The sequence below is a fragment of the Paenibacillus sp. sg306046 genome, from assembly GCF_059821225.1.
Genome location: NZ_JCAMRT010000017.1, coordinates 109,672 through 121,639, shown reverse-complemented (window position 1 = coordinate 121,639; position 11,968 = coordinate 109,672). Strand labels below are relative to the sequence as shown.

The 11,968-nt window shown below is 55.2% G+C and carries 7 protein-coding genes; 5 read left to right on the top strand and 2 right to left on the bottom strand.

Annotated features, from left to right (window positions below):
- Window positions 1-28 precede the first annotated feature (28 nt).
- The 5 genes from AC6ROY_RS17760 to AC6ROY_RS17740 all read left to right on the top strand — a co-directional run bounded on the left by AC6ROY_RS17760 (window position 29) and on the right by AC6ROY_RS17740 (window position 9,432).
- Window positions 29-979 carry a peptidase U32 family protein gene (locus tag AC6ROY_RS17760; RefSeq protein ID WP_500101913.1) on the top strand — a complete coding sequence of 317 codons (951 nt, stop codon included), beginning with the start codon at window positions 29-31 and terminating at the stop codon, window positions 977-979.
- 79 nt (window positions 980-1,058) lie between these two features.
- Window positions 1,059-2,354, top strand: coding sequence for a peptidase U32 family protein (locus tag AC6ROY_RS17755; RefSeq protein ID WP_500101912.1), 1,296 nt, complete (start codon window positions 1,059-1,061; stop codon window positions 2,352-2,354).
- A 344-nt stretch (window positions 2,355-2,698) separates the two neighbouring features.
- Entirely contained in the window at window positions 2,699-4,891 is a 2,193-nt protein-coding gene (locus AC6ROY_RS17750; protein ID WP_500101911.1) for a methyl-accepting chemotaxis protein, read from the top strand.
- A 279-nt stretch (window positions 4,892-5,170) separates the two neighbouring features.
- The gene (locus tag AC6ROY_RS17745; RefSeq protein WP_500101910.1) at window positions 5,171-7,354 is read left to right on the top strand and encodes a methyl-accepting chemotaxis protein; all 2,184 of its coding nucleotides are present in this window, start codon (window positions 5,171-5,173) and stop codon (window positions 7,352-7,354) included.
- A gap of 227 nt (window positions 7,355-7,581) precedes the next feature.
- Window positions 7,582-9,432, top strand: a complete 1,851-nt coding sequence (locus tag AC6ROY_RS17740) for a peptidoglycan D,D-transpeptidase FtsI family protein (RefSeq protein ID WP_500101909.1) — start codon at window positions 7,582-7,584, stop codon at window positions 9,430-9,432.
- Here AC6ROY_RS17740 and AC6ROY_RS17735 read toward each other — a convergent pair.
- Together AC6ROY_RS17735 and AC6ROY_RS17730 are read right to left on the bottom strand one after the other, a co-directional pair.
- Window positions 9,429-10,715: an ATP-binding protein gene (locus AC6ROY_RS17735; RefSeq protein WP_500101908.1), complete on the bottom strand. Its 1,287-nt coding sequence runs from the start codon at window positions 10,713-10,715 to the stop codon at window positions 9,429-9,431. The genes AC6ROY_RS17740 and AC6ROY_RS17735 overlap by 4 nt on opposite strands.
- Before the next feature lie 38 nt (window positions 10,716-10,753).
- Window positions 10,754-11,791: a metallophosphoesterase family protein gene (locus AC6ROY_RS17730; protein ID WP_500101907.1), complete on the bottom strand. Its 1,038-nt coding sequence runs from the start codon at window positions 11,789-11,791 to the stop codon at window positions 10,754-10,756.
- Between the last annotated feature and the right edge of the window lie 177 nt (window positions 11,792-11,968).

The window sequence follows — 11,968 nt, the reverse complement described above, 5'->3', positions numbered from 1 at the left end:
GAACCGCAATCTGAGACAAAGAGGTGCCTTGATGACAAAGCCGGAATTGTTGATAGCTGCTGGCACGCCGGATGAAGCCAGACGGTATGTGGAAGCGGGAGCGGATGCGATTTTGCTCGGCGAGCATCGCTTCGGCTTGCGCCTGCCGGGCGAGATTACGCTCGCGGAGCTGGAGGAGCTTGTGCCATGGCTGCACGCGCGCCAGGTGAAGGCTTACGCCGCCGTAAACAATCTGATGAACAATGATCAGCTGGAGGAGCTGCACGCCTATTTGCGGGAGCTGCACCGGCTGCAGGTGGATGCGCTTGTGTTTGGCGACCCTGCTGTGCTGATCGCCGTCCGCAGCGCGGCGCCGGGGATCGGTCTGCATTGGAACGCCGAGATGACCTCAACCAACTATGCAACCGCTAAATATTGGGGCGGCAAGGGAGCTACGCGCATGGTGCTGGCCCGCGAGCTGAATTTGGAGGAAACGCTGGAAATCAAGCGGCTGCTGCCAGAGCTGGAGACGCAGGTGCAGGTACACGGCATTACGAACATTTATCATTCCAAGCGCAGCTTGTTGACGAACTACCAGAACCATCAGGGCGAAAGCCGCGTGCTGACGGCGGATGAGGCGCTGCAGGCGGGTGTCGATCAAGGGCTGTTCCTGATTGAACAGGAGCGCCAAAACGAACGGTTCCCGGTGTACGAGGACATCAACGGCACACATATTATGAGCTCGGACGATATCTGTATGCTGGACAGCCTGCATGAGCTGCTGGAGGGCGGAATCGACAGCCTGAAGATCGAGTCGCTGCTCAAGCCGGTTGCTTACAATGAAACGGTGCTGCGCGGCTACCGGCAGGCGATCGACGCTTATACGGCCGATCCGGCCGGCTATGTGTTCGATGAAGCGCTGCTGGACGCGATTCGCGAGCTGCAGGACCCGAGACGCGAGCTGTCCTACGGATTTTTCTATAAAGAACAGGTGTATTAAATACATGGATCAAGCAAAGTCACGGCTTGCATCGCCGATCCGTTAACTACAAGGACAACAAGGGAAGAGGGGGAGCTGCATGAACACACAAGAGCAAGAAGCGCTGCTCGGCAAGCGCATCCGGCTGGACAAGCCGGAGCTGCTCGCGCCCGCAGGCAGCCTGGAGAAGCTGAAGTTTGCCGTTCATTACGGGGCGGATGCCGTCTATATCGGCGGTCAGCAGTACGGACTGCGCTCGAACGCGGACAATTTCACCTTTGAGGAGATGCGCGAGGGGGTGGAGTTTGCGGAGAAATACGGAGCGAAGGTGTTTGTAGCCACCAATATTTACGCGCATAACGAAGATATCGCCGGCCTGGAGGATTACTTGCGCGGGATTCAGGATGCGGGCGTTCACGCGATTATTGTCGCCGATCCGATTATTATCGAAACATGCCGCCGCGTAGCGCCGCGCCTCGAAATTCATCTGAGCACGCAGCAATCGACGATGAACCGGCAGGCGGTGCAGTTCTGGAAGGAAGACGGCGTAGACCGCGTCGTGCTGGCCCGCGAGGTGAGCATGGAGGAGATTGTGGAGATCAAGCAGTCGGTGGAAATGGAGATTGAGGTGTTTGTGCACGGCGCGATGTGCAGCTCGTATTCCGGCCGCTGTGTGCTGTCGAACCATTTTACCGACCGGGATTCCAATCGCGGAGGCTGTTCGCAGTCGTGCCGCTGGAAATACGACTTGTTCACGACCGAGGAAGAGCTGGATGCCCAACAGATCGGAATCAAGGAGCTGCCATTGTTCCAGGAGGGCGACAACCCGTTCTCGATGAGCTCCAAGGACCTTTGCATGATCGAATATGTGCCGGAGCTGATCCGCTCCGGGGTGGACAGCTTCAAGATCGAAGGCCGGATGAAAAGCGTACATTACGTCGCAACGGTCGTGAATGCTTACCGGCAAGCGATTGACGCTTATTTCGCCGACCCGGTTCACTATGAGCTGCAGCCGGAATGGCTGTACGAAATTCAGAAGGCGGCGAATCGTCCGCTCAACACAGGGTTTTTCTACGACCATCCGGGACATGAGGACCATATCTTCGAGCCGGAGGACAAAGCGGCCCCTTATGATTTCGTCGGGGTTGTGCTGGAGTATGACGCGGCCAGCGGGACGGCGCTTGTGCAGCAGCGCAATCATTTCAAGCCGGGCCAGGAAATCGAATTTTTCGGTCCGGGCGGCACCTTCTTCAAGCAAACCGTGCCGGACATCTACAACGAGGCCGGCGAAGCGCTGGATGCGGCACGCCATCCGCTCCAGCCGATCCGGATGAAGGTGGCGGCGCCTGTCCGCCCGCTTGATATGATGCGCAAGCGATTCGGCAAAGGGAAGTAAGGTCAAGCCGATACGTCAAACTGTAACGTAAGTCGGCAAAAACAATGACAGCGAAAGCCTGTCCGGTCTGCGAACGTGCGGACCGGGACAGGCTTATCTTTTGTCCACAGGAAGATGAAGGCCACGAGTTGTCGGTCCCTGCCGTTCGGCTGGAAGGCTGGCGTGCCGACTGTGGGACATCCGTCCCGGTTTATGGTTCCGTAGAATTAATTAATTTTGAAAACAACCGGGATGGCGAAAGGATTATTACCAAATGATGTCGAATATATGGGCTAAGCTTTACGGTCAGATGACGGTTAGCGGCCGTCAGATTGGCTTCCATTAAGAAGCGGGTGGTGTCTCCTATGAAGAAAACGCTATCATTTTGGTTCGAGCAGCTGCGGAACAGGAGCCGCGGCATCCTGGCCAAAGCCAAAACCATCTCCACGATCCGTTCCGATTCCTCTGTCGCTGGAAGCCTGAACGCTCGTACACTCGTCGCATCAGTGGGCAAATTGCGGATGAACCCGATGAAATCGGTCGGGGGCAAGCTGTTTACGATCTTTTTCTTCAGTATTTTATTTTTCGTACTGACGGTGGGGCTGATTTCGTACAACAAGTCGAAGGAGGTTATCCAGACTAAGGTTGCGGATGCATCCGAGCAGACGATCATACAGGCGGGACAAAAGCTGGATCTCATTTTCTCAAGCTATGAAGACTTGTCGATGCAGATGATGCTGAACAGCGAGATGACGAAGCTGATCAGCTCGCTGCGCAAGACGGACCGCAATTCGTATGAGTTTCTGGAGCAGACCCGGCTGTTGACGGAGCAGCTTAATATGTATACGTTCGCCAACAAAAATATTCAGGCGATTCATCTGATGACGGAAAAGGGCGAGGGCATCAACTCGACCTTCAGCTCACTGGGAGCGTCCGTCCCGGCGGATCAGGCGTGGTTCAAATCCATTCTGGAGGGCGGGGGCCAGCCGCGTTGGCTGGAGACGACAGAGAAGGGCTACACGCAGCTGAACGTGAAGTCGGCGACCGGCAATCCTTCCTTTGCGCTCGGCCGGGTGTTGAAAAATCCGCTTAACGGCGAAACAAACGGCGTGCTGCTGATCGAAATCAAGGTCGATGTCATCGGCGATCAGATCGGGCAAATCAACATGGGCGATGGCGGCAGCACCGTGCTGTTGTCGGAGAATGGCAACTACGTTTATCACCAGCAGCAGGAGATGCTCGCCAAGGCGCATACGTTGAACATCGGGAAGGATGTTTTCGAGAAGGATCACGATCAATTGAAATCCACCGACAATCAAAATCAGCTCGTTTATTATAAATCGTCGCATAACGGCTGGGTGCTTGTCGGGGCTATGCCTGTGAAGGAGCTTGTCAAGGATGCAACGATCATCTATGACATGACGCTCGCTATGGCTTTCGGGGCGATGCTGATCGCTGTCGTGATCGGCTTTTTGCTGGCCCGGTTGATCGGGCAGCCGATGGTACAGCTGCGCAACCTGATGAAGGAAGGCGAGGAAGGCAATCTGCGGGTACGTATGCCGATCAAGCGTCAGGATGAAATCGGCCAGCTCGGCATTAGCTTCAATCAGATGATGGAGAAAATTACGCTGCTGGTGCAGCAGACCAATGTGTCTGCCCAGGAAGTGCTGGAGACGGCAGGCGAGCTGTCGGAAGCTTCTAAAAAGACGGCGATGTCGGCCAAGGATATCGCGGTCGCAACCGAGGAAATCGCGATGGGCGCCAGCAGCCTGGCTGTCGAATCGGAGCGGGGCAACGAGCTGACGCACGATATCGGGATGCAGATGCAAAGCGTCGTCTCTGCCAATGTCGTCATGGGTACGGCAGCCGGCGAGGTGCAGTCGTCCAGTAAGCAAGGGATTGCCTATATGAACGAGCTGACCGGCAAAACAAACGCCACGGAAGCGATGACGCGTTCGATGGTCGAGAAGGTCGACCGGCTGAAGGAAAGCACCCGTTCGATCGTCAAAATTTTGGATGTGCTCGGTAATATTTCGAAGCAGACTAATATTTTATCGCTGAACGCAACGATCGAGGCGGCGCGGGCGGGAGCGGCAGGAAAAGGCTTCATGGTCGTCGCCGATGAAATTCGCAAGCTGGCTGATCAATCCCGGCAGTCCATCGCAATCGTCGGACAAATTACCGAGAAAATTCAGAAGGAAATTGATGAAACGGTTGATGTGCTGTCCCAGGCGTATCCGATTTTCCAGGAGCAGATCATGTCGGTGAAGGAAGCGGACCTGATCTTCAAGCAGGTGGATGCCCAGATGAACGGCTTCATTGAACGGCTGTCCGAGGTTACCGAGTCGATCAGCCAGCTGGAGACGTCCCAGATGGTATTAAGTGAGTCAATGACCAATGTCAGCGCGGTGGCGGAGCAGTCGTCGGCCACGTCGGAGGAGGTCGCTTCGCTGAGCAATGAGCAGTTGAGCATATCCGGGGGTCTGGTTAGCTTGTCGGACAAGCTGGAGGAGCTGTCCACCTCCCTGCAAGCGTCGTTATCCAAATTCCGTGTATAACCGGCATCCAACAAAACATCTGGTCTTAGAAGATCAGATGTTTTGTTTACTTTTTTTTACTTCAAAAATAATGAAGTGTTACCGATATATCTAGAGATGAGACCTGAAATATGAGCAATTTTGGCTAAATTATGAAAATAATTTTCAAAATTTTCGGGATTGAAAAGGGTTTTCCCGAATTTTGCCGAAATTGTATGTACAAATGATGAAGAACGTGTAAACAATCGAGCCTTGCAGTCGCTATACGTTCTATCCAAACACAATTAGGTGGTGCTTGCTTTGAAGAAGACATGGTCTTCACTGGTTCAAAAGGTGCAGCAGTCCGGAGTATGGGGAAAAACGAAACAGGCTTCGCGTAAAGGCGGGTCTTTTTTGGCTAAAGTGGACTGGAAGGCGCTGCTGGAGGGTCTGAGGTCACGGATGAATACGGAGTTTTTCCAATCTGTCGGCGTTAAACTGTTTGCGATCTTTTTCTTCTGCATAGTGTTTTTCGTGTTAATTGTCGGTTTGATTTCGTATTCGAAGTCCAAGGCTGTCATCCAGACGAAGGTGGCGGATGCAAGCGAGCAGACAGCCATTCAGGCAGGGCAAAAGCTGGATCTGATTTATTCGACCTATGAGGATTTGTCGATGCAAATGATGCTTAACGAGGACATCCGCCGACTGGGCGCCGAGCTTCGCGTAGCAGATCCGAATACATATACGTTTATGGAAGTTACGCGTCAACTGACGGATAAGCTGAATGTGTATGCGCTTGCTAACAAAAACATCAGGTCCATTCATCTGATGTCGGAAACGGGCGCGATGATGGGCTCCACGACCAATATGGCAGGCAGCGGCGGCGTCGGCACCCAGCCTTGGTTCAAGCAACTCGTGGACGGGGGCGGCCAGGCGGTCTGGCTGGAAACGAAGGCCGAAGGGTTCACGCAAGTCGAGTCGATATCGGCCGGCGCAGCTCCGTCCTTCGGGATGGGCCGTGTGTTAAAAAATACGAATAATAGCTCGATTACAGGTATTTTGCTGATTGAACTGAAGATGGAATTGCTGGGTGAACAGCTGAATCAGATTAATATGGGCGAGGGCGGCAGCACGGCAATCGTGTCTGCGGGCGGAAATTACGTATACAATGCGGACCGTACGCTGCTGGCGAAGCCGAATACGCTGGATATGGACCCAGATGCGCTGAATAAAGAGCATGACAAAATGCCTAGCAAGGATGGACAAAACCAGCTTGTGTTCTACAAGTCGAAAATAAACAACTGGTCGCTTATCGGGTCGATGCCGGTCAAAGAGCTGGTCAAGGATGCGCAGGTGATCTTCGATATTACAATCGCGATGGCAATTGGAGCGATGCTGATTGCAGTCGTGATCGGGTACCTGCTGGCCCGCATGATCGGGCGTCCGCTGATTTTGCTGCGCAATCTGATGAAGGAAGGCGAGCAAGGCAATCTGCGGGTGCGGATGAAGCCTAGAGGCAAGGATGAAATCGGTCAGCTCAGCGTCAGCTTCAATGAAATGATGGAGAAAATTACGCAGCTGGTGCAGCAGACGAACGTCTCGGCGCAGGAAGTGCTGTTGACGGCAGAGGAGCTGTCCGACGCTTCCAAGAAGACAGCGATGTCGGCGAAGGATATCGCGGTGGCGACCGAGGAAATTGCGATGGGCGCGAGCAGCCTGGCCGTCGAATCGGAGCGCGGCAACGAGCTGACGCAAGGCATCGGCGTACAGATGCAGCATGTCGTCTCCACCAATGTCGTGATGGGTACGGCCGCCAGCGATGTGCAGTCATCGAGTAAGCAAGGGATTACGTACATGAATGAGCTGATCGGCAAAACAAATGAAACCGAAGCGATGACCCGTTCGATGGTTGAGAAGGTTGATAATCTGAAGGACAGCACACGTTCGATTGTCAAAATTCTGGATGTACTGGGCAATATCTCGAAGCAAACGAATATTTTGTCGCTGAATGCGACGATTGAGGCGGCGCGGGCGGGCGCAGCCGGGAAAGGCTTCATGGTCGTTGCTGATGAAATTCGCAAGCTGGCCGATCAGTCGCGCCAATCCATTGATATCGTTGGACAAATTACCGAGAAAATTCAACGTGAGATCGAAGAGACGGTGCAGGTGCTGTCCAAGGCGTACCCGATCTTCCAGCAGCAAATCGGTTCGGTCAAAGAAGCCGATTCGATCTTCAAGCTGGTGGATGCGCAGATGGGCGGCTTTATCGAACGGTTGTCGGAGGTTACGGAATCCATCAGCCAGCTGGAAACGTCGCAAGTCGTCTTGAACGAGTCGATGACCAATGTCAGTGCGGTAGCGGAGCAATCGTCAGCCACGTCGCAGGAGGTTGCTTCCCTGAGCAATGAACAGTTGAACATTTCAAACAGTTTGGTCCGGCTGTCGGACAAGCTGGAGGAGCTGTCCACTTCCTTGAAACAATCGCTTTCCAAATTCCAGGTGTAACGGATACGCCGAATACGGACAGAGAAGACTCCATAACCACGTGACCTGTGGTGTGGGGTCTTCTTTGTTTACAGCGAACGCTGAAAACAGACGCTTGCGTGCAGCAGAGGTTTGGACGATTCCGGTTAGGCGCATACTGGTATGAACAGCCAGCGCAGGAGTCATCCGTCTTCAGACGGCATGGACCGGACGCTGCAGCATTTATCTGGAGACGGGGCGAAGCAGCGATGAAGGACATACGAGAGCGCGGACAAAGCCGGGTGCGGAAGCATCGCCTGTTCATGATGCTGATCGGGGTGATCGGGGTGCTGATCATCTGGAATTTGCGGTTATTCTGGATTCAGCTGGCCGCCAGCGGGAGCTGGACGTTCCGGCAGCTTGATTTGGTGGAAAATTCGGTGCTGCAGCGTGAGCAGGGAATGGTGCTGGATAGCGGCCGAGGGGATTTTGTCGACCGGCACGGCGTGCCGCTTACCGGTATTGCACAGCAGACGCTGACCGTGTTTCCTGTTCGCAGCGAACCGGAGCAGAGCGGGGAGCGGCAGCGGCTGCTTGCGGAGGCGGCTAGCGTGCTGGGCGTGCCGCTTGCAGGCTTGCGCCGCTTCCAGCAGGCGACCCTGGCTCCTCGCATGTGGCCGGGGGCGGATGGCAAGCCTTTGCCGCTGCAGCCGGATCAGGCCCGCAGGTTGACCGCGCTGGGGCTGGAGGACCTTCGAGTGACCGATTATCGGCAACGATACGGTCCGCAGCAGCCAGCCGCACAGCTGATCGGGTATATCGGGCAAAATCCGGAACGAATAACCCGTCAGTTCACCGACCAGGTGCACAGCGGCGAATTGCAGCTGACGAGCCGGATCGGCAATGCAGGCTTGGAGAAATCGTTTGAGCCTTGGCTGCGCGGAATTGGGCCGACCTCGGTGTCGCTGTTCACGGATGCGGAGAAGCGGCCGCTGCCCGGGCTTGATTTTCGCACGGTTCGACCGGCCAATCCTTATTATCCGCTGCGTATGATGACGACGCTGGATCGCGGCTTGCAGGAGCAGATTGAGCAGAAGCTGGAGCAGGCGGCTGTTCGCGACGGCGCAGTCGTTGTGCTGGATAGTGCGACGGCTGATGTGCTTGCGATGGCCAGCAGGCCGTATTTTCATCCGGAGCATGTAGACTTGTCCGGCAGCGGCTGGAGCAATCATGCGCTGCAGGCGGAGGCTCCGGGCTCCATCTTCAAGACGGTGACGGCCATTGCCGCGCTTGAGGAACAGGTGGTAAAGCCGGGAGAGAAATTTCATTGCGGAGGGGAGCTGGGCCATTACGGGTTCCGCTGCTGGAAGAAAGGGGGGCACGGAGCATTGACTGTGGAGGAGGCATACGCCGAATCCTGCAATCTGGTGTTTGCCCAATTGGCGCAGCGGCTTGGCGGGGCGAAGCTGGAGCAATATGCGCAAAGGCTTGGCGTGTCGAGTCCGGTTGGCTGGACCGGCCATACGATCGTCGATGAGCAGTTCAAGCAATGGGATGCCGAGCAATCCGGCCAAACGTATGCCGCAGCAGCTGACCGTTCCGACCCGGGAGCGCTGCTCCAGACGGCGATTGGTCAGCGCGATGTGCGGATGACGCCGCTGCAGGCAGCCAATCTGGTCGTTACGCTGCTGCATGGCGGTCAAGTGCTGTCTCCGCGCGTCGTCCAGGAGGTTCGGTTCGCCAATGGCCGATTGTATGAACGATTTGCTCCCCATGAAGCTCAGCTGGTACAGATGTCATCCGACCGCGATTCTGCGGTCCGGATTCATCCGGAAACAACGAAGCGGCTGCTTGACTGGATGAGCGGGGTCGTCAAGCACGGAACAGGCTCCGCCCTGCAATCGGCGTCCTGGCCGCTGGCCGGCAAATCCGGTACGGCTCAGGTTACGCTGGAGCAAGGCGGAGCCGGGGAAAATCACTGGTTTATCGGCTATGGACCGACGGATCAGCCGCAGGTCGCCGTCGCCGTGCTGATCCGCCATGTTCCTGCCGGAGGGGCGAATCAGTCGCTCCGGCTTTTCCGCGAGGTGATGAATGTGCTGGCGGCCCGCTCCCGCTAGTGGTAGCTGGATGGCTGCAGCATCGGCAGCAGCAGCGTGAAGCAGGTGCCTTTACCGCGCTCGCTCGTTACGTCAATCCGGCCTTGAATGTTCTGAATGACCCGGTAAGTCACCATCATGCCGAGTCCGGTGCCTTTGCCCCTTGTGGAGTAGTAGGGCGTTCCGAGCCGGCCGATTTCATCCGAGGTCATTCCGATGCCGGTGTCGATAATGTCGATGCTGACTGTAGAGCTTTGAATCGCGCCGATGATGCGCAGCGTGCCCCCTCCGGGCATGGACTCTATGCCGTTTTTGCACAGATGTACGATACATTGGGTAAATTTATCCGCATTGGCGCTGATCATCAGCTTGTCCTGCAAATCGGCGGAAATGGTTACATCACGAAGATTTGCAAACGTTTCCAGTGAATGAAGAGCATTCATAATAAGCTGTTTGGCGTCCAGCAGCTCGATGGATTCCATTTGCGGCTTGGCAAATGATAAATAATCGTTAATAATGCTCTGCGACCGGTCGATTTCCTCCAGCACCATCTGGACGTAAACCTGTCGTTTGCCTTCGGAAATTTCCCCTTGCTTGATCATCTGGACGAAGCCTCGCGCGACAGTTAGCGGATTGCGTACCTCATGAGCGAACGACGCGGCCAGCTCGCTCAGCATATGCATCTTTTCATGATGCTGAACCTGCTTGCGCGCATTGATATTGACGACGATTTGCTTGACCAGCCGAACCATCAGCATAGCCGTTATCATATGCGTTGCGGCGTAGACGGCATAGAAGCCCAGCAGCTGGAGCGTAAACGCATGACCGTTCAACAGGTAGTACGTAGTTGAAATGGAGCTGGGCAGCAGCGCCAAGGTCAGCGCGACCAGCGCGGCTGTCTGCGGCTCAAGAATGCGGTGCTGATCCAGCAGCTTGGAGCGGATGCCTTGCAGGTAAGCCAGAGCGAGCAGGAACGCGAGTGCTGTCAGGTAAACGCCCGGCCCCCAGCCCTCGGACAGCCGGTACGCTAACGTAACGGCGGCCACGATCAGAGCCGGAAACGCGCCTGCGTACATAAAGCATGCGCCAATGGCGAGGATGCGCAGATCAAACTGGAAGCCCTCCGCCAATTTAAACGGATACGTCATGCACAGGACGGACGACAAGCTGCTGACGGCTGCAGCGAGAAATTTGGACCGGTAATTGTCAGGGGAACGCAGCCGGTCGATCCAGAGTAATTGAACCAGCGCAATCGGTGTAATAATCAGGATCATGTTGAGCAGGAATTGGGCAATAAGAGTCACAGTTCATCACCTTTGTCTCGTTGAATCAACTCGCGTCGTCAAGCCTGGACAGGTACTGTCCACTCCGAGCCGGGAATCCAGCTTTTGGTTGTAAATTCTCTGCCCTTCACGACTACCTGATGCGGGAACACCTGGACATACATGCCTTGGATCGCCAGGGCGCTGCTGTTGGCGCTTGGCCGCGTTTTGCCGACGGAAGCATTGTTGAACCAATGAAACGTATTCTCGGTGTTGTAATGATTTTCACTGAGAAAATTGCGGTGGGTATGACCTGAGAAGACGAAGGTATTGCGGTACGGCTGCAATATTTCCCGGAACCGCTTCGCCCGGATCAACCGGTGGGTTCCTCCATCCGTGCCCGCAGCAGGCAAAGGCTGATGGATGAAAATATAAGCGGGCTTGCCGTCGGCATGCGCCTTCATTTGTGTCTCCAGCCACGCGAGCTGCTCGTCGGAATACCAGGCGCCTTCCCCGACATCGGGCTTCTCCTGCACGTACAATTCCTGCGACAGCAAAATCAGATGAACGCCGTTTATCCACACATCGGTGTAAGGCTTATCCTTATAGCCGAAAAATTTCATAAAGCGTTCCCGGCACATTGCATCGGTTTTGCCGTTGGGTACGGTTTCCGTCGAGAAGGCCCCCCGGCTCGTCAGCCAGATGTCGTAATAGTCGTGGTTGCCCATATTGGCGTAAATCGGCGGAAGCTTGTAGTCGTCAAGAATACCTTTGAGCTGCTTGTATTCGATGTCTCGCCCGAAGTCGGTCACATCGCCGCCGAACAGGATCGTGTCGACAGGTGATTCGAACTTGCTGATATCCTTCAGAGCTACATGCAGCTTATCGCCAATCGTCGTATCGGCTACGGAAATGTGCAGATCGCTGAGCAGGAAAAACGACAGCAGCGGCTGATCAGAGGGAATCGGCTCCGGCGGCGTTTGGGGGGCGGCGGCAGGCTCCACATCCGGAGCAGCGGCTTGCTCCTTGCCCAGGTAGCGATCGGATAAAGCCGCTCCGCCTGTGGCGAGGGCAATCAAGGCGAGCAATTGCTTGATGAATATACGTCTTGTAATCATGCTGAACTCCCTCCGGGAACGATCGAAAATATAGGAATGGTTATCGTATTAGCTTCATTATAATGGAATCCGTGGCAAAAAAAAATATGTGGCCGGAGGAAGCGCCAAAGTCAGGTACGCGCAGGACGAGAAGGGGTAAGGTACTAGGAGAAGTTAGTACTTACCCGTTGCGCAGCA